The 25,462-nt window shown below is 47.0% G+C and carries 19 protein-coding genes; 11 read left to right on the top strand and 8 right to left on the bottom strand.

Features of this window, described 5'->3' with window-relative positions; translation table 11 throughout:
* Positions 1-40 precede the first annotated feature (40 nt).
* Positions 41-1,000, bottom strand: a complete 960-nt coding sequence (locus Q1B11_RS08480) for a metalloregulator ArsR/SmtB family transcription factor (protein ID WP_299730621.1) — start codon at positions 998-1,000, stop codon at positions 41-43.
* Between the two features lie 215 nt (positions 1,001-1,215).
* Between Q1B11_RS08480 and Q1B11_RS08475 the strand changes: the two genes are divergently transcribed.
* The 7 genes from Q1B11_RS08475 (at position 1,216) to Q1B11_RS08445 (ending at position 11,146) form a co-directional block, all read left to right on the top strand.
* Complete coding sequence (locus Q1B11_RS08475; RefSeq protein ID WP_299730618.1) at positions 1,216-2,670, top strand: Npt1/Npt2 family nucleotide transporter; 1,455 nt, start codon at positions 1,216-1,218, stop codon at positions 2,668-2,670.
* A gap of 96 nt (positions 2,671-2,766) precedes the next feature.
* Complete coding sequence (gene tkt, locus Q1B11_RS08470) at positions 2,767-4,764, top strand: transketolase (RefSeq protein WP_299730615.1); 1,998 nt, start codon at positions 2,767-2,769, stop codon at positions 4,762-4,764.
* A gap of 745 nt (positions 4,765-5,509) precedes the next feature.
* Positions 5,510-6,766 (top strand): Bcr/CflA family multidrug efflux MFS transporter, encoded by a 1,257-nt coding sequence (locus Q1B11_RS08465; RefSeq protein WP_299730612.1) that lies wholly within the window; start codon positions 5,510-5,512, stop codon positions 6,764-6,766.
* A 73-nt stretch (positions 6,767-6,839) separates the two neighbouring features.
* Positions 6,840-7,865 carry a glyceraldehyde 3-phosphate dehydrogenase NAD-binding domain-containing protein gene (locus Q1B11_RS08460; RefSeq protein ID WP_299730609.1) on the top strand — a complete coding sequence of 342 codons (1,026 nt, stop codon included), beginning with the start codon at positions 6,840-6,842 and terminating at the stop codon, positions 7,863-7,865.
* Between the two features lie 305 nt (positions 7,866-8,170).
* Entirely contained in the window at positions 8,171-9,337 is a 1,167-nt protein-coding gene (locus Q1B11_RS08455) for a phosphoglycerate kinase (protein ID WP_299730606.1), read from the top strand.
* A gap of 241 nt (positions 9,338-9,578) precedes the next feature.
* The gene (locus Q1B11_RS08450) at positions 9,579-10,208 is read left to right on the top strand and encodes a transcription termination/antitermination NusG family protein (RefSeq protein ID WP_299730603.1); all 630 of its coding nucleotides are present in this window, start codon (positions 9,579-9,581) and stop codon (positions 10,206-10,208) included.
* Positions 10,208-11,146, top strand: coding sequence for an alpha/beta fold hydrolase (locus Q1B11_RS08445; RefSeq protein ID WP_299730600.1), 939 nt, complete (start codon positions 10,208-10,210; stop codon positions 11,144-11,146). The genes Q1B11_RS08450 and Q1B11_RS08445 overlap by 1 nt, the downstream gene beginning before the upstream one ends.
* Before the next feature lie 2 nt (positions 11,147-11,148).
* Here the strand turns inward: Q1B11_RS08445 and Q1B11_RS08440 are convergent, their stop codons facing one another.
* A complete protein-coding gene (locus tag Q1B11_RS08440; RefSeq protein WP_299730598.1) occupies positions 11,149-12,135 on the bottom strand; it encodes a hypothetical protein in 987 nt (328 codons plus the stop codon).
* Positions 12,136-12,242: 107 nt separating this feature from the next.
* Between Q1B11_RS08440 and nfo the strand changes: the two genes are divergently transcribed.
* Positions 12,243-13,082, top strand: a complete 840-nt coding sequence (gene nfo, locus Q1B11_RS08435; RefSeq protein WP_299730596.1) for a deoxyribonuclease IV — start codon at positions 12,243-12,245, stop codon at positions 13,080-13,082.
* Positions 13,083-13,178: 96 nt separating this feature from the next.
* Complete coding sequence (locus Q1B11_RS08430) at positions 13,179-14,558, top strand: hypothetical protein (protein ID WP_299730594.1); 1,380 nt, start codon at positions 13,179-13,181, stop codon at positions 14,556-14,558.
* A gap of 104 nt (positions 14,559-14,662) precedes the next feature.
* Here Q1B11_RS08430 and pntB read toward each other — a convergent pair whose 3' ends face one another.
* Positions 14,663-16,063 carry a Re/Si-specific NAD(P)(+) transhydrogenase subunit beta gene (pntB, locus tag Q1B11_RS08425; protein WP_299730592.1) on the bottom strand — a complete coding sequence of 467 codons (1,401 nt, stop codon included), beginning with the start codon at positions 16,061-16,063 and terminating at the stop codon, positions 14,663-14,665.
* Positions 16,064-16,078: 15 nt separating this feature from the next.
* Complete coding sequence (locus Q1B11_RS08420) at positions 16,079-17,608, bottom strand: Re/Si-specific NAD(P)(+) transhydrogenase subunit alpha (RefSeq protein ID WP_299730590.1); 1,530 nt, start codon at positions 17,606-17,608, stop codon at positions 16,079-16,081.
* Between the two features lie 615 nt (positions 17,609-18,223).
* On the opposite strand from Q1B11_RS08420, the gene Q1B11_RS08415 reads away from it, so the two are divergent.
* The gene (locus Q1B11_RS08415) at positions 18,224-18,805 is read left to right on the top strand and encodes a YbhB/YbcL family Raf kinase inhibitor-like protein (protein WP_299730588.1); all 582 of its coding nucleotides are present in this window, start codon (positions 18,224-18,226) and stop codon (positions 18,803-18,805) included.
* A gap of 16 nt (positions 18,806-18,821) precedes the next feature.
* Here Q1B11_RS08415 and gorA read toward each other — a convergent pair whose 3' ends face one another.
* From gorA to Q1B11_RS08395, 4 genes are all read right to left on the bottom strand, one after another.
* On the bottom strand, positions 18,822-20,189 hold the full coding sequence (gorA, locus tag Q1B11_RS08410) for a glutathione-disulfide reductase (protein ID WP_299730585.1): 1,368 nt from the start codon (positions 20,187-20,189) through the stop codon (positions 18,822-18,824).
* Between the two features lie 648 nt (positions 20,190-20,837).
* Entirely contained in the window at positions 20,838-21,158 is a 321-nt protein-coding gene (locus Q1B11_RS08405; RefSeq protein WP_299730582.1) for a hypothetical protein, read from the bottom strand.
* A gap of 173 nt (positions 21,159-21,331) precedes the next feature.
* On the bottom strand, positions 21,332-23,014 hold the full coding sequence (locus tag Q1B11_RS08400) for an NAD-dependent malic enzyme (RefSeq protein ID WP_299730579.1): 1,683 nt from the start codon (positions 23,012-23,014) through the stop codon (positions 21,332-21,334).
* A 705-nt stretch (positions 23,015-23,719) separates the two neighbouring features.
* Positions 23,720-24,628: a DMT family transporter gene (locus Q1B11_RS08395; RefSeq protein WP_299730576.1), complete on the bottom strand. Its 909-nt coding sequence runs from the start codon at positions 24,626-24,628 to the stop codon at positions 23,720-23,722.
* 188 nt (positions 24,629-24,816) lie between these two features.
* Between Q1B11_RS08395 and Q1B11_RS08390 the strand changes: the two genes are divergently transcribed.
* Entirely contained in the window at positions 24,817-25,152 is a 336-nt protein-coding gene (locus Q1B11_RS08390) for a metalloregulator ArsR/SmtB family transcription factor (RefSeq protein WP_299730573.1), read from the top strand.
* Positions 25,153-25,462: the final 310 nt, after the last annotated feature.

Here is a 25,462-nt window from a genome sequence, read left to right as displayed (position 1 = left end):
CCTCTTAATCAATGAAAAAATAATAAACTGTCAAAATCAGTTATTCCGGTAACTGGAAACATCTGACCTGAATTTGAAAACCATTACGTAAGCCGAGATATTGGGACTCGGAGCTTAAAAGCCCCACTTTCTCTGCCCACTGGCTTAACTCTTCTGCGCTGAACCCCAACCATAAATCACCGCAGGATTCACGTACCCAGTCCTGATCATGATGACTGAGCTCGCTGATCATTAAGCTGCCGCCGGGCTTTAACAGCTTTGCTGACCAGTAAAAAATATCGCTGGGGCTGGGAACATGATGCAGCACCATGTTCGCAACGATGCAATCAAAGCGTTTTTCGTAGTCGCTTAACGATTGAATCTCACCATGGATAAAGTGGATATTGTCCAACTTATGGTTACTGGCACTTTGTCGTGAATAATTGAGCATTTTCTCTGAGCTATCCACCGCATAGACATCATCAAATATGCCCGATAGCGTCTTCAGAAAAGCGCCTTCTCCCGGCCCGAGTTCCAGTGCCATTTTGGAATCGGTAAATGTGGTCGCTGCAATCAGATCCGATACCGAATCGGCATAAAGCTGATGTTCAGCAATCAGCTCTTGCTGCTTGCGAAACTCATCAGAATTTCGGGTAAAGAATGCCTGAGACAACTCTGACCTCTGATGACGAATCAACTGAAGGCGATCTGTCAGCAGCTCAGGCATAGGAAGCTCTTCCACCGCCTGATACAACGCTCGCACCACAGGTTCTAGAAAGCTGTCGGATGGTGGCAACGCCCTGCGATAAAAAATGCTATTGCCATCCTTCCGGGTAGAGACGAGCCCTGCCTGCAGCAGAACTTTTAGATGGTGACTCATGGCAGGTTGTCGCATATCAAAAAGGCTGCTGAGTTCCAGCACCCCTAATGACTCCGTACTCAATACTCTGAGAATCTGCAGCCTTAACAAGTCGCCGCTGGCTTTTGTCACAGCTGCCAGCTGTTCGTAACCCTCAGTCAATGTAAACCGCCTTTTCCTTTATACCCATCTGCACAGCGGGTCTCATTTGCTGATGTTGATTTTAGCAACACAGACAACCTATATCAAAATATTTTTATATACATGATGGTTTGTGAATTCTGATCTATAGTTATCCCCTCCAATTGGCTCAGGCATTCCCAATAGCCCTTCTAATAAAAATCCCCTGTGGCCAACAACCAGATGTAATAACACAAATGAATAAAGTCCTTGCCAGTGAGGTGCCAGACAGCTCAAACACCTTGCTTTATCTGCAAATCACCATGATGGCCTGCTGCATCTTCAATTTCGACATACTCTGGAATTTAAAAGAATCCCTTCTGGTCACCCGACTGGGAGCAGAAGCTATTCCTTTTATTAAACTGTGCGCCGTTATGCCAGCTGCTTTCATTTTTTTGTTTTGTTACAGCGCACTGGCTAACCGATTGAATAAAAGAATGCTATTTGCCGTAGCAATTGGCCCGTTTCTTTTATGGATGCCCCTGTTCTCTTTACTCATTTACCCAAATCTTGATGCTTTTGCCCCGGCCACTTTTACCCAATGGCTTTCACCTCTTGTACCAGATCATCTTCAGTTTATTACTGGCATGATTTATTACTGGCCACTCACACTGTTTTTTGCGTTGGCTGAAATATGGGGATCCGCCGTCATTTGCATTTTGTTCTGGACCTCCGTTAATGACTTGCATAGTAGTCGAAGTGCAGCCCGGCATTACCCAGTTTTGACCATGGTCGGCAGCAGTGCCTCTATCATTTCCGGACCTCTTTTATACTATTGTGCCTCAAAAGGATTATCTTCAGAGGACGCTGGATGGCAGGGAAGTCTGACAACACTTTCCGTACTATTTGTCATTTTTGGGCTGATGATTCTTGTACTGAATGAATACTGCTATCGCCTGCAGGGTGAAGATACGAAAACTCAGTCAAGCCTTTCAAACACAACCCACCTTCCCGTTTTTGATAGTTTTAAGTACCTGGCTCGCTGCCCCTACCTCACCAGCATTGCTCTGATGATGTTGGGATATTGTATCTCTATCAATATGGTTGAGCTGGCCTGGAAGAGTCAGCTTGTGGAGAAATACCCCAATGAAGTCGACTATTCGATGTTTATGGGCAAGGTTGCACTGGTTAATGGCATCGGTAGCCTGCTCTGCGGATTAATGACGCCGGTATTACTCAATAGAAGCTGGTTCACAGCGACGTTTGCAACACCTTTTATTATTCTTATTACAGCAGCCCCCTTTTTCATTTTCACGCTGTTTCAAAATGCCAATCTTAACCTTCTTTTTTTTAGCGGCCTTGATCTATCGATGCTAAGCCTTAATGCCGGACTCTGCTGCCATGCTCTGGGAAAATCCGCAAAATATACCCTTTTTGATGCAACCAAAGAGATGACTTTTGTACCTTTGGATGTAGAAAGTAAATACAAAGGCAAAGCGGCTATCGAACTGGTGGTCAGCAGAGTTGGCAAATCCGGAAGTTCTCTATTTCAACAAATCGTCATTTCACTGGGCGGTTCATTAAGCCTGATTACCTCCTGGCTGGCTGGCGCTTTCTTTGCAGCCATCATCTTATGGCTATATGCAATCAACCAACTTGGACGTCATTACCGCGAAAAAACAGGGCAAGACACAGACTCAGATGGCTTTTAGATTAAGCGTTCATGCATATTCATTTAAGTTTTTCTCCGAAGGCTTTAAAATAGCGCCCGAATTCAAATGAACTGGATCCCCAGGAGCAGAAATTCCATGTCCTCACGTCGTGAGCTTGCCAACGCTATTCGCGCCCTCAGTATGGACGCCGTCCAGAAAGCCAAATCCGGCCACCCGGGCGCGCCCATGGGAATGGCGGATATCGCTGAAGTACTTTGGCGGGATTACCTGAACCACAACCCGACCAACCCAAAGTGGATGGACAGAGACCGCTTTGTTCTGTCCAACGGTCACGGGTCCATGTTGCTTTACTCTCTGCTCCACCTTTCCGGGTACGAGTTAAGCATTGATGATCTGAAAAACTTCCGTCAGCTGCATTCCAAGACGGCAGGCCACCCTGAATACGGTTATGCACCGGGCATCGAAACCACCACTGGCCCACTGGGTCAGGGTATTGCCAACGCTGTTGGTATGGCGGCGGCTGAAAAAGCATTGGCCGCTCAATTCAACAGACCGGGCCATGAGATTGTTGACCACAACACCTACGTATTCATGGGTGATGGTTGCATGATGGAAGGCATCTCCCACGAAGTTTGCTCCCTGGCGGGCACCCTTGGGCTGGGCAAACTGGTGGCGTTCTACGACGACAACGGCATCTCCATCGATGGTGAAGTGGAAGGCTGGTTCACCGACGACACCGTTAAGCGTTTTGAAGCTTACAACTGGCACGTTATCCCTGCGGTTGATGGTCACGATGCAGATGCCATCAAAGCGGCTATTGAAACGGCTCATGCAGAAACCGAAAAGCCAACCCTGATTTGCTGCAAAACCATCATCGGTTTTGGTTCGCCAAACAAAGAAGGCAAAGAAGATTGTCACGGCGCGCCACTGGGCGACGACGAAATCAAACTGACCCGCGAGCGTCTGGGCTGGACTCACCCGGCGTTTGAAATTCCATCTGACATCTACAGCCAGTGGAATGCCAAAGAAGCCGGTGCTGCCAAAGAAGCGGCATGGGATGAAAAGTTTGCCGCTTACTCCGCCGAATTCCCGGAACTGGCTGCAGAGTATGTTCGTCGCCAGAAAGGTGAACTGCCTGCGGACTTCTCCGAAAAAGCCAACGCTTACATCAAGTCCTGTCAGGAAACCGGTGAGAAAGTTGCCAGCCGTAAAGCGTCCCAGAACACTCTGAACGCTTATGGTCCAAACCTGCCAGAACTGCTCGGCGGCTCTGCTGACCTGGCGGGCTCTAACCTAACCATATGGAGCGGCTCCAAAGGCATCAAGCGTGAAGACGCTAACGGCAACTACCTGTTCTACGGTGTTCGTGAGTTTGGTATGACGGCCATGATGAATGGTATCGCTTTGCACGGTGGTTTCATTCCTTACGGCGCCACCTTCCTGGTCTTCATGGAATACGCCTGCAACGCAGTGCGTATGGCAGCACTGATGAAGCAGCGCTCCATTCAGGTTTACACTCACGACTCCATTGGTCTTGGTGAAGATGGCCCAACCCACCAGCCAATTGAGCAAATTGCCAGCCTGCGCATGACACCAAACGTTAACGCCTGGCGCCCATGTGACACCGTTGAATCTGCGGTTGCCTGGAAGCACGCGATCGAACGTACCGATGGCCCAAGTGCACTGATCTTCTCCCGCCAGGGTTTGCCATGCATGCCAAGAACGGATGACCAGATCGCCGCGGTTGAACGTGGTGGTTACATCCTGAAAGACTGTGAAGGCACTCCGGAATTGATCCTGATTGCCACCGGTTCTGAAGTAGAATTGGCCATGAATGCTGAAGCGGCTTTGACTGAAAAAGGCCGTAAGGTGCGCGTTGTCTCCATGCCATCTACCGATGTATTCGATGCACAGGACGCAGAGTACAAACAGTCCGTTCTGCCTCTGGAAGTCTCTGCTCGCATCGCCATTGAAGCGGCTCAGGCTGACTTCTGGTACAAGTATGTAGGCTTGGATGGTCGTATTATCGGTATGACCACCTACGGCGAATCCGCGCCAGCGGAAGACCTGTTCCCATACTTTGGGTTTACCGTAGATAACATTCTTGCTGCTGCAGAAGAGCTGATCGATTAATACCAATGTCGTTTTTAAATTATGGTGTGAGCAAGTTATTTTGGGCGACTGGGCAATACCCGAGGGCATAAAGGCGAAGCGACGAGTCATAGCCATAGCTATGGCGAGGAACTTCAACGCAGATCCAGACGGTCAAAGTGGCTGCGCAGCCCATAATTTAAAAACAGAATTGGTATAATCACTTCTAAAAAGCAAAACCCTTATAAAAACGGCGGCGGACGTAAGTCTTCAGCCGTTTTTTTTGCAAACGTTTGGTAATTCACATCCGAACTAGAGTACCTATCTATTTATTGCGTATGGCTTTTATGAAAGAATCGTTATAGCCGTATGCAATAAAGGGAGGCTGTCCGAGAATAAACTGCCCTACTGCGGTGGCATCAAATTGGTCTAAAAATCCTGTTTTATTCGGCGAATAGCCCCGCTATTCACCTCACAAAACTGAATTTCTATCCTCAATTTTTTGCCATCCTCGCTACGGGCGCGATCCTCGGACAGCCTCCCAACCGATGCAGTTATCTCTTCGCTCTCCAACAAGAATCTCATTCATCAATATGAGAGTGGGTATAGCGATCTCACCACCACACGGCAACACATAACCCGTGTTGTTTACTCAAAACTGCATCGTTACGGCCTAGCCGCATTCCATTTGCGGAATCTCACTTATACGCAGTCACTGTCGTTTTGCAAAAAATGCTTTTACCTAAAGCAGCAAAATTGTGGCCGCCTGACGATTTAGGCCTGAAGAATGACAATGATCTCCGGAAAAACCACCGGAAACGGGATGACCAAAAAGGAATATCTCAGCCTTATACTGACACTAGGTACACTCACAGCCCTTGGTCCATTGGCTATAGACCTTTATTTGCCAGCAATGCCTGCTATTGCCAGCAGCATGGGCGAGCCTTTAAGTCGCATTCAGTACACATTAAGTGCTTACACCATTGGCTTTGCATTAAGTCAGCTTATTTATGGGCCACTTTCTGATCGCATTGGTCGACGCAAAGTCATGTACCCGGGCATTGTCTTTTTTGCCCTGACCAGTTTTCTTGCCGCTTATAGTACTTCCGCTATAGAACTGATCATTGTTCGCATCCTTCAGGCCTTTTCCGCAGCGGCCATTATGGTCACCATTCCGGCCATGATTCGGGATCTTATGCCCAGAGAGCAGGTAGCAAAAACATTGTCGTCCATTCTGATGGTGATGACTGTTGCTCCTTTAGCAGCACCGCTGCTGGGCGGGCAGATTCTGAAATATTTTGGCTGGGAAATGCTGTTTGTCTTTCTGGCAATTGCTGCGGTTCTGGCACTTGTGCTGGCGGTTTTCCGTATTAAAGAAACGCTCAAAGAGGAAGACCGACTGGTGGTTCCACCTGTGCAGCTGGCGTTGAATTACGCCAATATCCTGCGCAATCGTGAAGCGATGGGCTGCATTCTCTGCCATTCACTGTTCTTTGGCGGCATGTTTGCCTTTATCGCCGGTTCACCTTTTATTTACATCGAACTTTACGGCGTACAGCCTGATCAGTACGGCTTGCTCTTTGCTATCAACATTCTGGCCATGAGCGTCACCAATATGGTGAATATTCGCCTGGTGGAAAAGTACAAACTCTACGCCATTTTGCGCAATGGCAGTCTGCTGGCTTCGGTTGCTGCACTTGTTTTACTGTTCAATGCAGCGACTGGATTTGGTGGGATTGCCGGCTTAATGATTCCTATCGCCATCTACATATCTTGCATTGGTTTTACCGGCCCAAACTCTAACGCCCTGGCACTGTCTCATTTTCCAAAATCTGCCGGTTCCGCCAATGCGCTTGCGGGAGCTCTGCGTTTTATCGTCGCAGGTATTGCTTCTGCTCTAGTTGGTGTTTTGCATAATGGTACTGCCATTCCAATGGCTGCCGTCATGGCTGGTTGTGGATTACTCTCCGTAGCAGCGCTGGCACTAACTCGCCATGAGGGAGCAACCAAAGAGGATAAGGAAGCGGTTATTGTGAACGGATAAAGCTCATGAGCTATCATATCGTTTTGGTATTATAATCATCTCTCTAAAATGATTAGATTTGGATAGCTGAACCATGACATATCGGGTGGCCATTAATGGATATGGTCGAATTGGCCAGTGCGTACTGCGGGCACTCTACGAAAATGGCTACCGCCATCACCTGCAGGTGGTCGCCATTAATGAGCTGGCCAATATCGATACGCTGGCTTATCTGACTCGCTACGACACCACCCACGGTCGCTTCCCCGGAGCCGTCAGCTTTGAAGATAATCAGCTATTTATTGGTGACGATGCCATTCAAATCTCTCGAGAATCAGAGCCACAAAAACTGAACTGGAAAGACTTGAACATCGATCTGCTGCTGGAATGCTCCGGCGCATTTTCTGATCGGTCAACCGCAGAACTGCACCTGGAAAGTGGTGCTGCGCGCCTGCTCTTTTCCCAGCCGGCCAAACCAGATGTGGATGCTACTATTGTGTATGGCATTAATGAAGAGTCTCTCGACCCAACTCATCGAATTATTTCCAGCGCCTCCTGCACCACCAACTGCATTGTGCCTGTCCTCAAAACCCTGAATGACTCCCTGGGCATCGAATACGGCACCATGACTACCATCCATTCAGCCATGAATGATCAGCCAGTCATTGACGCATACCATCAGAATGACCTGCGCCTGACTCGAAGCGCATTGCACTCGATCATTCCTGTGGACACTGGTCTGGCAAAAGGCATCAACCGTCTACTGCCGGAGTTGAAGGGTCGTTTTAAAACCAGTGCCGTTCGTGTGCCCACCATCAATGTTTCCTGTATCGACCTTACGATTCAGGTCAGCCGCGATACGTCAACCGCCGAGGTGAACCGATTGTTGGAACAGGCAACCTATGGTCGTCTCGAAGGCATTATGGGTTTCACTAATGAACCCCACGCCTCTGTTGATTTTAATCACGACACCCGGTCATGTATTGTTGATGGTACTCAGACGCAGGTTTCTGCTCATCGTCTGGTAAGGCTGCTATGCTGGTTTGACAATGAGTGGGGTTTCGCCAATCGAATGCTGGATGTTGCGAACTATTGGTTAAATACGGCTGTGGATAACTAATCCACAGTAAACAAGTTCAAACAACATTCACCAAAAACCTGTGCCCCTCCGAAAACCCTTGATACGCCTGTTGATTCAGGTCATCAGAGTGTTTCAATGAATACCTGAAGCCCATTTTATATGCTATTGTCCCTGACGTTTTTTCGCTGATTCCAAACAGCCATGAGCTGAAAATACCATTGCTCCGAAAAGTCATAGTATTTTCTCCAGCCTGGCATTTGGCATTTGGCATTTTCACTACAGATAGCCCCAGCCGTCTTTCGCAAATGCGAAAGTAGCAAGAGTGAATATCAGGAGAGCTCTCCATGAACGTTTTAAAAATGACTGATCTGGATCTGGCCGGCAAACGCGTTCTGATCCGTGAAGACCTTAATGTTCCGGTTAAAAACGGCAAAGTCACCAGTGATGCGCGCATCCTGGCTTCCCTGCCAACCATCAAGCTGGCAATAGAAGCCGGTGCCAAAGTGATGGTGACTTCTCACCTGGGTCGCCCAACCGAAGGTCAGTACGACGAAGAATCTTCTCTGAAGCCTGTAGCCGATTACATTGCTGATCTGCTGGGCAAAGACGTTCGTCTGGTAAAAGACTGGGTTGAAGGCGGCTTTGACGTCGCGGACGGCGAACTGGTCATTCTGGAAAACTGTCGTTTCAACGTTGGTGAAGGTAAAGACGACGAAGGTCTTTCTCGCAAAATGGCGGCTCTATGCGACATTTATGTCATGGATGCCTTTGGTACGGCTCACCGCGCTCAAGCCTCTACTCACGGTGTTGGTAAATTTGCTGCCATTGCCTGTGCTGGCCCTCTGCTGGCTGCAGAACTGGAAGCCCTTGGCAAAGCCATGGATAAGCCTGCCCGCCCAATGACTGCCATTGTTGGTGGCTCCAAAGTGTCTACCAAACTGACGGTTTTGGAATCCCTGTCCGGCATTTGCGACCAGCTGATCGTTGGTGGCGGTATTGCCAACACCTTCCTGGCAGCTGCAGGCAAGAACGTTGGTAAATCTCTGTACGAAGCTGATTTAATTCCACAAGCCAAAGCCCTCATGGACAAGTGCAGCATTCCAATGCCTGTCGATGTCATCTGTGGCAAGAAGTTTGATGAAAACGAACCCGCTGTCGTTAAGTCCGTTGATGATGTACAAGACGACGACATGATTTTCGACGTTGGTCCTGAAACACAGAAACTGTTCGCCGACGTTCTGATCTCAGCCAAAACTATCCTGTGGAATGGCCCGGTTGGCGTGTTTGAATTCGATCAGTTCGGTGAAGGCACTCGCTCCATGTCTATGGCCATTGCCAACTCTGACGCTTTCTCTATCGCTGGCGGTGGTGACACTCTGGCGGCTATCGATAAATATGGTATTAAAGACAAAGTGTCTTACATATCCACCGGTGGCGGTGCTTTCCTTGAGTTTGTAGAAGGTAAAGTGCTTCCTGCTGTGGCTATGCTGGAAGAAGCTGCCAAGCGTTAAGTACGTCTTAATTCTGAAAATTTATAGTCGAGTTCAGGCATTGCCTGTTCCCGACTATAATGCCTGTTACGCCTTTATACCGCTTGCATCATCGTCAAATGAGTATTTTCTTCGTGGCATTCTCGCGCCTTGCTGCGCGGTCTTGCTATTGAGTCCCCTTTTGAGTCCTGTAGAATGTTTTTACTGAAAACGTCTGGATCGTTTGTTGGTTTCAGTGAAGTTGTTTTAAAAAGGATTTGCTATGTCGTGTAGTGCGGATAAGTTGAAGCAGGGATGGTATTTACTGAAAACTAAAAACCGGGAAGAAGTTCGGGCGCAAGAGAACCTGGAAGCGCTTGGCTTTGAGGCCTATTGTCCGCTGATTTTTGGCAAAGCTGTACAGGTACCTCTTTTCCCCAGCTACATATTTATTCGCTTGGGTATTGAAGGCGAACCACCTTATCACAAAATTCGCTCAACCCGGGGCATTCTGCACATCGTTCGATTCAACCGGATGAATCACAAGTTAAATGAGTCTGGTCGTTTACCTAAAAATCAAACAGCCTCTCTACTCCCAAGCCCAATTCCGAACGGCGATCAAATCATCGATCAGATCGAAGCTATTACCTGGTTACAAAATGGCGCTGACCCTGAAGAAAAGCCCTCTAATCTACGCTTCCAGTCTGGGGAAACGGTGCTGTATGACAACCCGCTATTCCGACATCTTGAAACCACCTTTATCAAAGGTGTGAACATCGATCGCGGTATTGTTCTCATCAAATTTATCGAGAGCATGCGCACAGATGATGGTGGTGAAGAACGCAAAGTCATTGCCGAACGAGAACTAAACGTTCCGTTAAAAGATCTGCATAAAGTAGCCGAAGAAGCTTGATGGACAAAACAACACTGGTCGCTCAAATGCGGCCGCTATCCCTCAGGCTGGAAGCATCGTCGCTTGAGCAATCCTATTTTCAATACTATGGAATTGACTTAGAAAGCAGGCTTGAGAATATCCATCACACCTTTGGTTATGTCGATACTCAAGATTTCCGGATAGCCTGCCATCTATATGCCTGTCGCGCCCCTAAAGGCACAGTATTTTTGCTCCATGGCTACTACGATCACGTTGGCCTGTTTGAGCACATTATCCGTTTTTTCCTGGAGCAGAACCTCAACGTATTGGCCTACGATTTACCCGGGCATGGTTTATCCAGTGGTGAGTCAGCAACCATCGAGGATTTTGGAGACTACCGTCAGACTCTGGAAGATATGCTTTCTTTTTCGGAGCCTCTGCTACCAAAGCCTTGGTTTGGTTATGGACAAAGTACCGGATGCGCAATCATCACCGACTTACTGAACGACTATGTTAGCCAGAAGCAACCATTACCTTTTCAGCAGGTCATTTTGTCAGCACCTCTGGTTCGCCCTTACTTATGGTGGCTCGCACGCATCAAGTTCTACATAGCACAACCATTTATCAAACAGATTCCGAGAACGTTTAAAGAGAACTGCCGCAATAAAGCCTTTATCCAGAAGGCCCATAATGATCCGTTAGCACCAAAAGTTCTGCCTACGCAGTGGGTAGCGTCCATGAATCGGTGGATAAGAAAAATTGAAGCCAGCTCAAGTCAAATCGATGTTCCTGCATTCATTCTACAAGGTACGAATGACACGACAGTGGATGGCCATCATAACTTGAAAATACTGAACAGGCTTTACATCAACCCTTCAATCATGTGGCTTGATGGTGCCCGCCACCATTTGCCGAATGAAATAGAAGACACTAGAACACAATATATGAACTGGCTGATCAGCAAGATCAAACCATAAATCTACATCTTGTCCCAACCGAAAGCTTCTCGCTTAAGCTTTTTAGTATCGTAACAAAGGTCCTGAAATCTTAGAAAGTTCTTACCATAAGGCTGCCCATTGAGCATCAACTGATAGTCTGAAAATGTTGATTTATTGATACCAAGAATCCGTTGATGTGGGATTGAAAAGTGAGCTATCGAATTAAGCCAATTATCCAGTGCGTCCAGAGCATCCTCCCGGGCATGAGTGCCATAGAGATCCAGAATCTTTTGATTATCCAATCTCACGATACAGCTTGAGCTTGTCGTTTTTATTTCAAGCCGCCCATTCATCGCGGGATGATGCAATACTCGAAACTCTCTTTTCAGTGAAGACAGGTTATCTGCAAGCTCATTACAAGCTCGTTTCTTTGCGTCGTTTCTAAGAGTATTTACCTCTTTAGCTTTTCCCACCGCTTCTGATTTTGTTGCAAAATAGGGCTTATCATTAACCTCAACCATATAACGGGCTTCATAAATGATATTGTCACTGCTATCTGAGGTCAGTTTTGCTTCTTGCTTCCATACGGTAACACCTTTCTGTATCTCATCAGGAAGATCGTTGATGGCCTGAAATAAGTCTTTCGGGTAATCATTATAAGGTACCTTTTCTCTCGGGCTCAGGTTTCCGTAATACGTTCTCCCTGTAAAAATACCATCTCTGTAAGTCAGGTGGGCTTCCCCCTTATTACCATAGGGTCGTTCGTATCTTAGAGAACATGAAGAGTCCCATATCGACACAGTAATTTTTCTGGCTCCCAGAGGCACATCCTTTACCAGTTTTTCATACACTTCCGGTAAATAATTCTTCACCTGCACCAGAGCGACTTTGTAGCCACAAAACGTACCTTGAATACCGGCCCAGGTACTTTTTGCCAACTTAACAATAAAGCAGCTCTTATTCTCTTTTTTCCAGGCAAACTTAAATGCGTCTATACCGCCTAAACTGACCTGATTATCAATAGACATAAAAAGCATCCCTTTTAGTAAAGTGCCCGTTAAGAACATGACATCGCAGTTACGCGTGGAATATGCGACCATATTCCTCAAGAAAAGTTCACTAAGTGCGTAACCTTATGAAATATATTGGAGCACACGTCAGTGCTGCCGGAGGCGTTGAGAACGCTCCGAAGAATGCCTATGAATTGGGCGCTACTGCTTTTGCGCTGTTCACTAAAAACCAACGACAATGGGTGGCCAAACCACTTACATCTAAAAGCATCGACCTATTTAAAGAACGATGTGAAAAGTACGGCTACAAGCCTGAGCAAATCCTTCCCCACGACAGTTACCTTATAAATCTCGGACACCCCGAGCAGGAAGCATTGGATAAATCCCGTGCAGCCTTTCTTGATGAAATGGAACGCTGCATGCAGCTTGGGCTTGACCGACTGAACTTTCACCCGGGCAGTCATCTACGCAAAATGGATATCTCCGTATGTCTGGCTCGTATCGCTGAATCCATCAATATCGCTCTGGATAAAACCGAAGGCGTCATTGCGGTTATCGAAAATACGGCTGGGCAAGGCAGCAACCTTGGCTGGCAATTCGAAGAGTTAGCAGAAATCATTGAGCAGGTTGATGACAAATCCCGCGTCGGTGTCTGTCTCGATACCTGTCATACTTTTGCCGCCGGTTATGATCTGCGCACACCAGAAGCCTGTGAGAAAACCTTTGCTGAATTTGAAAAAACGGTTGGCTTCAAATATCTGCAAGGCATGCACCTGAATGATTCCAAAGGCGAGTTAGGCTCACGGAAAGACCGTCACCACAGTTTGGGTGAAGGGGAAATCGGCTGGGAAGTATTCCGCTATATCATGGAAGATAAGCGTTTCGATGGCATTCCGATGGTTCTGGAAACTATTGATGAGTCTATATGGGCTGATGAGATTCAGGCGCTCAAAATGATGTGTTGATATACTCCTCTGCCAGAAGGCTCTCAGTATTGAACATTTTAGAGAGTAAGCTGTCTAAGACAGCTCGCTCTCATCAAGAATGTTCACAGAGTCCCCATGGATACCAGTCTTGTCGCCAATAGGCAGTCGAATCCCCTTACCCTGCCATCACCACAGAACTCTCAATCATCAACAGCCTTCAATCGACCAACCAAGCATTTTATCCCGTCAATCTATCTACCAGACCAGACTGCCACAAAAACTGATATTCACAGGTTATTGGGACTCAATGGTCTGGATGGCACACATGCTTGCAGGCTGGCCGATGGATGGCAGACAATTCCGCGCATTTCCTGGACGGGAAGGGTTACAGCAGCATCCAGGGATATTCTTCGCCTGAAAAACATACAAATTTTTCGTGGCGAGCCTTTATCCTCTGGTTTAGAAAAGTGCATGATTGGTCCAAACCACTACCTTGGAGTCTTGGATGACACTCACACTTATACATGCAAATTAATTTCTACTAATAATACCCTTCAATTTATTAACACCAATTCAGAGCCTGAACAAACCCTGCCTGACCAGAAACCGAATTCCCATCATATATTAACCATTGGTGCAAAATGGATATCCGGTAAAAAAACTGAAAACAGACCCTTTATCCAAGAGCAACTTAATTTGACCGATAATGATCAACGACAATCGCTTACAAAAGATATAGGCGTACTGATTGTCGATAAAAGCCAGCTGACTTTACCTAAATTTGATGCTACCAATATTGATCTATCCTGCTTTGGAGCAAAACTGGTAAGAAATGATCAGCCATTTAAAATCACCCAGATAAAAGAAGATCCTCTGGACGTTGTAACCTATCATTTTGGCTCTGAATACGCCGAGATGACGGTTAAAGAAAAAAACGGCTTATTCCTCGAAACCCATGACTTCACCCAGATAATGTCTCCCATGACTAAAGACTCGTCAGGATTCATTACCCTCGGAAAATGGCAGGACTCAAGCCAAAAAATGCTAGATCTTATTGGAGTAACAGTGCCTTATGGTTATTCCATCATTGTTACTAAAGGAGCCATTCACGGGGATGCCACTTTTGTCGGCTGCTATTTGATGGGAATGACGGTTGACCATAATACAATGGCAACCGCAGATGTCCTGCACCTGAAAGATCAGTTCAAAAACAACGTTATGCTGAAGCTGACTTCTTCGGCGACACCATCTGAAAACCGGCAGCCTCTAGAAGTGCCTCACACAACCGGAAACATCTCACGATCATTTCTGGACAACAATGTACGGCCTCTGGTTTTGGTTAACGGGGGAGAATTAAAGCCTTATTTTGATAAGATATGCTGGAAAGAAATCGAGCTGTTAAAAGGGAAGAGGGGTGCTCTCACTTCCATTGTGTTTAATCCTCTTAATAATGGATGGAAAGTGATGTCTGAATTATGTTTGAAGCAATGGCTGTCAAACTATTTCAGTCACTAAAAATCAGGAAAACGCTTTTTTAATTTTAAAGTGAGTTAAAGCACTGGCTTCATGAATACGTTAAATTCAGCACCGGCAGAAAACTACCGGTACTGGAAGCAGCTTTAGAACTGCTTGAGAATCTTCTCTACACTGTCGGTAGCATCACCAAACAGCATACGACTGTTGTCTTTGAAGAACAGAGGGTTCTGAACGCCCGCATAGCCAGTAGCCATTGAACGTTTGAATACAATCACTTCACCAGCTTCCCAAACACGCAGAACCGGCATTCCCGCAATCGGGCTGGTTGGGTCTTCTGCGGCAGCAGGGTTCACCGTATCGTTGGCGCCGATCACCAAAACGGTATCGGTTTCTGCGAAGTCATCGTTGATCTCGTCCATCTCTTCAACAATGTCGTAAGGCACTTTGGCTTCCGCCAGAAGAACGTTCATGTGCCCTGGCAAACGTCCGGCAACTGGATGAATACCAAAACGCACTTTCACGCCACGATCACGAAGCTTGTTCACCAGATCACGCACACCGTGCTGAGCCTGAGCCACCGCCATGCCGTAACCTGGTGTAATGATCACGCTGGAAGAATTCTTCAGCTTTTCAGCCACGTCTTCTGCAGAGACTTCGGTGTATTCACCCATGTCCGCATCAGAAACCACAGTGCCTTCTTCCGTACCAAAACCGCCGAGAATAACGGAGATAAAAGAACGGTTCATGGCCGCACACATCAGGTAGGAAAGAATTGCACCGGAAGAACCCACCATGGCACCGGTAATGATGAGCAGGTTATTGCCCAACATAAAGCCCGTCATAGCGGCAGCGAGACCGGAGTAGGCATTGAGCATTGATACAACAACTGGCATATCCGCACCGCCAATACCCAGCACCAGAGTGATACCAAAGATAAAGGCAAGCCCGGTCAACAGAATCAGCGCCAGAATGCTGTGTTGCTGGACATAAACGACACCCATCAGAATGGCCAGAGCCAGAATAATCAGGTTAGTCCAGTGCTTTCCAGGAAGTGATTTTGGACGACTGGAAACCTTGCCGTGTAATTTCAGCGCCGCAACCACAGAACCACTAAACGTCACCGCACCAATAATGATTCCGATAAATATCTCGGAGCGGTGGATCAGTTGTTCGGTGGATAACACCAAATCTGCCAGTTGTGATGCCAGTGAATCATTCACTTCCAACGCACTGGAAAATCCAATCAGTACTGCAGCCAAGCCACCAAAACCATTAAGAATCGCAACCAGCTGAGGCATTTCGGTCATCTGAACCTTAATCGCCAGATAAAGACCAATACCCGCCCCCACTACCATACAGGCAGTCACCAGAGTAAAGCCGGAAATATGCGCATGGCCAAGGGTTGCCACAACAGCAATCACCATACCAATAATGCCGTATATATTGCCGTTCTTCGCAGTATCCTGCTGACTGAGCCCCGCAAGGCTCATAACAAACATCAGAGCAGCTACCAAGTAAGCCGCTACCAGTAAACCTTCAGACATCGTAAGCGACTCCTGTTAATCCAGACGGAACATCTTGAGCATCCGCTGGGTAACAGCGAATCCACCCACAATGTTGATAACGGCGACGGTAATCGCGATACCCGACAAGGCCAGTACAATTGGATTATCACTGCCCATTTGCACCAGACCACCCACAACAACAATGCCACTGATCGCATTAGTTACACTCATCAATGGCGTGTGCAGTGCAGACTTCACATTCCAGATCACGTAGTAACCGACAATGGACGCCAACAAAAACACGGTGACATGCTCAAGGAAGTCGCTTGGTGCGGCGTTGGCAATATAGCCAAAAAAGATTGCACCAACCGCCATCAAAACAGGCTTCACCCATGGCCGGGACTTTTCTTCTTTCTCTTCTTTTACAACAACAGGCTCAGGCTTGGCAGCCGGCGCAGCGCTGACTTTGACCGGGGGTGGTGGCCAGGTGATGCTGCCATCGCGGATCACGGTAAGACCACGGATCACTTCATCGTCAAAATTGATATCGATCTGCCCATCTTTATTCGGGCAAAGCAGTTTCAGCAGGTTGACCAGGTTAGTGCCAAACAGCTGTGAAGACTGAGTAGGCAAACGGCTTGGCAGGTCGGTATAACCAATAATTTTTACGCCGTTTTGTACCGTCACTTGATCTTTAACCGTAAAGGCACAGTTGCCCCCGGTCTGAGCAGCGAGGTCAACAATGACGCTGCCGGGTTTCATCGCCTTCACCATCTCTTCGGTAATGAGCTTTGGTGCCGGTTTACCGGGAATCAGGGCAGTGGTAATGATGATATCCACTTCCTTTGCCTGTTCCATAAAGAGAGCCATTTCCGCATCGATAAATGCCTTGCTCATCTCTTTGGCGTAGCCGTCAGAAGAATCTTGTTCTTCTTCGTAGTCCAGCTCCAGGAACTCGGCGCCCATACTCTCAACCTGTTCTTTTACTTCAGGTCGGGTATCAAACGCTCGCACAATCGCACCCATGCTTCCGGCAGCACCCAGCGCAGCAAGACCGGCAACACCGGCGCCAATGACCAATACTTTGGCTGGCGGAATTTTACCTGCAGCGGTGATCTGACCATTAAAGAAACGGCCAAACTCATGGGACGCTTCAACCACCGCACGGTAACCACCGATATTGGCCATTGAGCTTAGAGCGTCGAGGGATTGGGAGCGGGACAGGCGGGGAACACTGTCCATCGCCAGAATGTTCACATTGCGCTGGCTGAGTTTACTCATCAGCTCTTCATTCTGGGCAGGCCAGATAAAGCTGGCCAACGTTGCGCCGTCTTTCAACAGCGCAATTTCTTCATCAATGGGTGCATTAACTTTTAGAATAATGTCGGAGTTCCAGACATCATCACGATCAACGACACTGGCTCCAGCTTGAGAAAACGCTTCATCCTCAAAGCTTGCCTTAACGCCTGCACCTCGTTCGACAACGACGTCAAAACCGAGTTTCTGCAGCTTGCCCACTGTATCGGGGGTCGCAGCAACACGGTTTTCGTTTGCCTGGACCTCTCCAGGGATCCCTATACGCATATGGTCACCTAGCTAGGAAGCTAATAGTTTTACATTCAGTTTTTATACCATTTCTGCTTTAAAATTATGGGCTGCGCAGGCATTTTGACCGACTGGATCTGCGTTGAAGCGCCTCGCCATAGCTACTACCCATAGGGCATAAATGCTATGACTCGTTTCTTCGCCTTGCCCAGCCGCACAAAATGACTTGCTCGCATCATAATTTAAAAGCGCCAATGGTATCACTCATCAGCCCTTACAGCTCATGACCTGAGAGCAAACATTGCTGGAACTTTTACTGTAAAAACGTATTTTATTCCTACCTCTTTTGTACGATGCCGAATAGCCGGATCGACAAAAGGAATACACGACAACTTATCACAACAAAAGTACTGGCAAGTTTCTGTCATCAAAGAAGTATCAGTGCCTCTGACACTAAACCTTCCTTAAAAACCGGCCAACATAGTAAGTGATTTTAGAGAAAAGTGGTAATTCACAGCGTGTATAACCGAAATTTAATGCGATATGTACAACAAACCATCGCAAACCATCAATAGCAGCCCACCGCTAAAAGACGGAAAAATCGCTCATCTGCAACTAAACTTCTTTTAATGTCTATTTTTTGCGAGATCAGTCATGAGCAGTCGTCGTATTTCTCTATCAGACATTGGTCTTCTGATAGCACTAACCTTTTTTTCAGTTTCTGCCACGGCAGAGCTCTCTGAAAGGGTCATGAAAGTTACCAGCCCAGAGATAGCCAATGGAATATCTTTTCAAGCATCTCAGTTTTATAACCGCTCCGGGTGCAAAGGTGACAATAAGTCTCCTGCACTAAGTTGGTCTCGCTTCCCGAAAGGCACAAAAAGCTTTGCTGTCACCTTGCACTCTCCAGAAACACTTAGTAATAAACAATTCTGGAATTGGACCGTGATTAATATTCCGCCGGACATATCTGAGCTGGCGTTAAACGCTGGAAAGGAGAAGAGTGGCTCACTGCCTTCTGGCGCAAGCATGCTGAAGAATGACCATGGCTATAAAGGCTATAGTGGACCTTGCCCCGAACCAGGTGTTGCATCCACCAAGTATCAAATTACTGTCTTTGCTCTGGATGTTCCCAATTTAAACATTAACAGTAACTCAACACCTGCAATGGCGAGCTTCTATATTAAACAACACACATTGACCAAAGCAGTGATTACCGCTTCGGCCAGTCGATAATCCAACAAAGCTCAGCTCACCGCATCGTCACAAACTCTTCCGCTGATGTCGGATGAATCGCCACGGTGTTATCAAAGTCTGCTTTGGTAGCACCCATTTTCAGCGCAACGGCAAAGCCCTGAAGCATTTCATCGGAGCCATGACCGATGGCGTGGATGCCAACGATTTTTTCATTTTCACCCACAGTAACCAGTTTCATTTTGGACGGCTGTCGATGACTGGTGAGCGCGCTGTACATGGCAGTGAACTGGCTGGTGTACACTTTTACACCGTGGTCACCATATTGCTCACGGGCTTCGTTCTCTGTCAGGCCAACAGTACCAATGGGCGGGTGGCTGAACACAACGGTGGCCACATTGTCGTAGTTTAAGTGTTCTTCCGGTTTATTGTTGAAGAGGCGTTCAGATAAACGACGGCCGGCAGCAACTGCCACAGGCGTTAACTCGATTTTTCCGATGTTGTCACCGACGGCATAAACGCCATCAACGTTTGTGTTCTGGAATTTATCTACCGGGATATAACCCCGTTGATCTGTTTCAACTCCGGCGGCATTCAAGTTGATGTTACCTGTTTTCGGTTTTCTTCCCACTGCCCAGATAACGGTATCCACATTCAACGTGTTGCCATTTTCCAAGTGAACCGTCAGGCTATCATTTGATTCTTTGGTGATTTCTTTAGGAACAGAGTGAGTATGGAGTTCTGGGCCTTCGGCCTCCATTACTTCAACGAGCGTGTCGGACAACATATCATCAAAGCTGCGCAACGGCTTATGCTTGCGGATCAGCAAGTGTGTTTCACTGCCCAGAGCGTGAAGCACGCCGGCAAGCTCAACGGCGATATAACCAGCACCAAGTACCGCCACTCTTTTTGGGCGTTCTGACAGTTCAAAAAAACCATCTGAATCAATACCGTATTCTGCGCCCGGTATTTCAGGAATCATCGGCTCACCACCGGTAGCGATGGTGATGTGATCTGCCGTGTAGTGTTCGCCATTCACTTCAACGGTGTTGGCATCGACAAATTTCCCAAAGCCATTGAGAACCGTAATTTTATTATTGCCAAGAACCCGTTCGTAGGATCCATGGATACGACTAATGTATGCCTCACGGCTTTCTACCAGTTTTTTCCAACTAAACGACTTTAACTGTGCATCAACATCAATATCAAAACCGTAATCAGGGCCATAACGACAAGCGTCAGCTATTTGCCCGGCAAACCACATGGCTTTTTTGGGTACGCACCCTACGTTGACACAGGTTCCACCCAGATGTTTTGCCTCAACCAACGCAACCTTCTTGCCATACATGGCAGCGCGATTGGCCGATGCGATACCACCACTTCCGCCACCAATGACCAGATAATCGAAATGGTTTGATGTTGTCATGTTGCTGTCCTGGTTTTTGCAGAATCGTCAGAGGTCTGTTGAGAATCTCTGGGCTTGGTATGTAGATGAGGACTTGATAGACAGTTTTAAAGTGCTTTTATTTATATCTACCCAAACAAAAGGTTTAGTCCATGTGTGTTACTCACAGTGATCAGGTTACACCTGAAAGGGAAACGTAGTAACAGAAATATCGCACAATTGTCATATACAAGAGCTCACAGAAATCATTTACCCCCTATTTACCAAGGGCTGTAGAGAATCTCACAAAAACTGGCACAGCAATTGATACGAACAAATTGAAAAACAAAATCGTCAAACTATAACAATAATAATCATGGCGATGCCCAGCCTAGAACAATAATAACAACAGGTCGGGTAGCTCAAGTAGACAGGTTTGCAGGTTACTCCGAGCAGTATGAAGCAACCGACAAACAGGAAAGGGTAGCTAAGAAGACTGACTGAATCTGGCAACAGGTTACTAAAGCAGCAAGAGCTATTCGTTACAGGGAAGAGATAAAGTGCTTCTGATCATCTGTAAACCTGTCTGCTTGTTTCTTTTCTCTTGGTCTTCCTGATCATTCTGCAATTTCTTCCTCTAATCGATAATGCTTCTTTCAGACACTTATTTCACACGTCTGCTGTCTTATTTTAACCAGTTCCCAAGTTGTATTTGCCAGTGAGAATATCTGTTACCCACGTTACGCACACCAACACACGATGTTTATCTGGTAACAAATAACTGCCTTTCAAATGGCTTAAATCAAACAAGAAAAACGCAATAAACCCATATAAATCAATAATATAGACATTATTTATAATTATTGGCACACCGATTGTATATCTACTGTCAAAAATATGACGCCACACAATAAAAATAATATGGCGATCACTGACCTCCAATAACAATAATAGAAAGGTCGGCCCTTCAAGCAGATAAGTTTGCGGGATATCAAGGTCATCAACTGGCATGACCTCTGGAATGTAAAAAGATTGCCGCAGCCTCTTTAGAGACTGCATCAAAAGAAAGGCAACAGACGCATACCAGACAACTGTCAGTCAATAACAACAATAACGATGCCTGGTAGTTTGTAAACTTATCTGCTTAACCCTTCTCTACTACTGAACTGCTGCAATTCAACTGATCAAGAATCTGACAACAAAACCCGACGATATTCCGGACTCCAACGCTGTCCTCTTACTCTCGCTTCCAGCATTGTTTGCTCACACTTTGGCGCCAGTCCTTCTTCCTGAGCCTTCTTGGCCACAGCAATCGCAATTTCACAGGTCACCTGATGAATACGGTTCAGCTCTGGCAGAAGCGGTGCTTCAGGGTTGATGACTGCCGGTGAGGACATCGCCAGCGTTTCTACCGCCGCATCCAACATACCATCGGAAATGCGTTCTGCACCCGCAGCCAGCACACCCAACCCGAGACCCGGGAAAATATAGATGTTGTTACATTGCGCAACAGGGTAACGATTGCCTTTGTACTCAACCGGATCAAACGGGCTGCCCGTAGCGATTAACGCACGGCCATCACTCCACTCGATAATGTCTTCTGGCGTCGCTTCTACCTGACTGATGGGGTTCGACAGAGGAAACACAATTGGACGCTCGTGATTTTCAGCCATGGTTTCAATGACTTCACGGGTGAACAATCCTGGCTGACCCGAAACACCCACGATGGCGTCTGGCTTGCCATGGGTAACAACGTCCAGCAGTCCCGGATTCTCAGAACATCCCCACTGTTTCAGTCCTTTAGTGCTTTGCACCAATCGCTGTTGGAACGGACGCAATCCTTCCATCTCATCGTTCAGAACACCATCACGATCCACCATAAAGATTTGCTGGCGAGCCTGTTCATCACTCAAGCCTCTGCCAACCATCAAACGCACGAGTTGTTCGGCAATACCGCAACCGGCAGAGCCTGCCCCCAGAAAGGCGATCTTCATGTTTTCGATGGATTTGCCCGCCGCCGTTGCTGCTGCCAGCAAAGAAGCGCCGGTAACACCCGCGGTGCCCTGAATGTCGTCGTTAAATGAGCAAAGCTCGTCGCGGTATTTTTCAAGCAGTGGTGTCGCGTGGTTGATAGCGAAATCTTCAAACTGCAGCAGAACATTTGGCCAGCGACGTTTAACGCCACGAATAAAGTCTTCTACAAACGCGTAGTACTCATCGTCAGAAATTCGCTCATGACGCCAGCCCAGATAGTTGGGGTCATTCAACAGCTGCTGATTGTTGGTACCGCAATCGAGCATGATAGGCAGTGTTTTGTTTGGAGCGATACCACCCACAGCACTGTAAAGGGAAAGCTTGCCAATACAGATTCCCATACCACCGATGCCCTGGTCTCCCAGACCAAGAATACGTTCGCCATCGGTCACCACGATGACTTCAATGTTACGTTTGAAGTTCGCTAGCATGGCAGAAATATGCTCACGCTGGTGATAGGCAATGTAAATGCCCCGAGGACGACGATAGAGATCACTGAAGCGCTGGCAGGCTTGTCCGACAACCGGCGTGTAAATGATTGGAAGCATCTCTTCAAGGTGGCTTTGCACAAGAGCGTAGAAAAGTGTTTCGTTAGTATCTTGCAGAGAACGCAGATAGATGTGCTTAAGGATCGGCGTGGGCTTAATGGAAAACGATTTGTACGCCCGACGACACTGCTCTTCCATGGACTCAATCCGTGGTGGTAGCAGACCGTGAAGGTCCAATTCGCTACGCTCCTCCATGGAAAATGCAGTTCCCTTGTTGAGCAGGGAGTTTTCCAGTAACGAACGGCCGGTGAGGCCGGTGTGGAGGCATTGGTCTTGTTCGTTCATCGTTTTCCTACGTATTTTCCTGTTATTCAACAGAAGAGTTTAATCCCGGCTACCAGTCTCAGCAGGGCGCGCCAAGAATAATCCCTATTGGACAGGCAGAACAAACGGAATAACCGAAATGATCAAACAATTTCACCGTATTTATTCGGCAAAAGTATCTGTAATAACAGTCTGTTAGCTAAAAAGTGAACAGTGCGACCTGGCATTTGTTACCTTGTCGGTAGCACTGCCACGCATTACGGGTAAACCAGTAACAAGTGCCAACTGAAATGTCCGTAACATTTTTAAGCTATAAAATAGCACCGCTTCGGAAACTACGTACGACAGGGGTTGTAGAAATTTACGCAAAGTTGGCACGCAGGTTGTATTAGTAAAGATAAAAGAACAACAGCCCACAATAACAATAATAACAGGGCAAAAAAGTTCGGCTTATTTAATAAAAATAATAAAGAGCCGACTGTAACAAGCAGATGGGTTTACAAGGTGCTTTTTTGAGGAGCAGCACCAACAGGGAACCGGAAAGTGTGATAAAGATAAAGTCCGAAAGGATTTCGGATAACATCAAACTGACCGGTATGCATGGAAGATAAAAAAGCCATTATCCTCACAGCTTGCAAACCCATCTGCTTGTCTCTTCTTTCTTTCCCACATCAATACTCAAGAGCTGCTTAACCATTGCCGGTCAAACAGCAACTTCAGATACGCTCAACCTAACTGCCCATCATGCTTTCTGCGTAATTGAGACAACAGCATGCCAACCATCATCAGAGTACAGCCTAAAATACCTGCTGTGCCCAGCTGTTCGTTGAGCAGAAGCCAACCACCAATAACAGCAAACACTGCCTCAAGGCTCATAATGATGGCTGCATGGGAAGAGGCGGCATCCTTTTGTGCAATCGTCTGCAAGGTAAAAGCAACACCGGTCGACAGCACCCCGGTAAACAGCAGAGGCCCCATGCTTTTGGTAATGGCATCCAGAGTAATGACTTCCGTTGCCAATGCCACCAGCAAGCTACAAAGTGCCACCATAGAGAATTGCACCAGTGATAATCGTAAAGGGTGTACGTTTCTGGCAAGCCATCCAATCAGCAGAATCTGAATAGCGTACATTAAGGCAGAACCCATCGTGAGAAGGTCGCCTTTGTTCAGGCTAAGACCATCTTTTACCGTCAAGAAATACAGGCCTGCCAGGGCAAAAGCACCACCTATCCAGGTAGCCGGGCGAGTTGTGTGTCCAAGCCCAACTCCCAGAATCGGCACCAGAATAATATAGAACCCGGTGATAAAGCCTGAGTTGCCTGCTGTCGTATAGAGCAGCCCAACCTGTTGAAATGACGATGCCAGAAAAAGAACGACGCCGGTTAACGGTCCCCACTTAAGTAATAAGGTATTGTCGTATTTTTTCACTGTGCCTTTTTTTTGCGCCACTTTCTCCAGGAGAAAGTACACCGGCAGCAAGGAGATAACCCCAAAAGCAAAGCGAACCGCATTAAACGAAAAAGGCCCGAGGTGGTCCATTCCTTTAATCTGGGCAACAAAAGCGAATCCCCAGATAGCCGAGACCAGCAACAACAGCAGGTCGGCACGTAGTGCTTTGGTTTTCACGAAGTACATCCTTTTTGTGCCTGTTATCAATTCAGAGAGACTGAATGAACGGCTTTTTTATTGGCGTGAGGCTTGTGAAGCCATTGTGCCACTGGTGCTAAGCGGCGAAAAGAGAAATAGTCAATCACAAGAAAATGGACTACAACAGTTTAGGGAAATACCATTATCAAAGAATAACGTCCGGAAACGACTAACTAATGATCGATTTGCATCAGACATGCTGCTCACTTCTGCCAGAACTGTCTCCCGAAGACATGGAGCGACTTGCCAAAATTTTCCAACTGCTGGGAGATACCAAAAGACTGCAACTGGTCATTGCCTGCCTGGAAGAGCCGCAACCTGTATGCTGCCTGTCGGAAATCTCAGGCATGTCGCAACCATTAACCAGCCACCATCTTCGCAACCTGCGGGAAGCCCGCATTCTTAAATCCAAGCGGAAGGGTAAACAAGTTCTGTATGAACTGGACGACCATCATATCCGCCATGTGATTCTGGATCTGGCCAACCATGTGAAAGAAGATCAAGATGGATAAAGCTGGAGTCAGTCCATTTTGTTACTATTACCAACTGCCTTGTTAGTGCTAAGCCCCTGATAGTCCCATATCATCAATGAAACTCTATTGCTTAAGTTACAGCAATTAAGACTACCGTAAAGCATTGATCATATTGGATTTGAATAGGAAAAGGCTCTAGATATGGATATTACGACCCCAACTGGCACAAATACTTCCTCTCATTACCCAGTGGATAATAGGCCTACTTTACTTCAGCAATTCCCGCTGAAGTGATTCCAGTCAACAGCACCAAGGCTTCTAGCCAGTTTTACTTATTCCGGAATCGCAA

The organism is uncultured Endozoicomonas sp. (genome assembly GCF_947495845.1).
Lineage (GTDB): Bacteria > Pseudomonadota > Gammaproteobacteria > Pseudomonadales > Endozoicomonadaceae > Endozoicomonas.
Note: the sequence above shows the minus strand (reverse complement) of the source record. Positions and strands in the feature narration are given on the sequence as shown.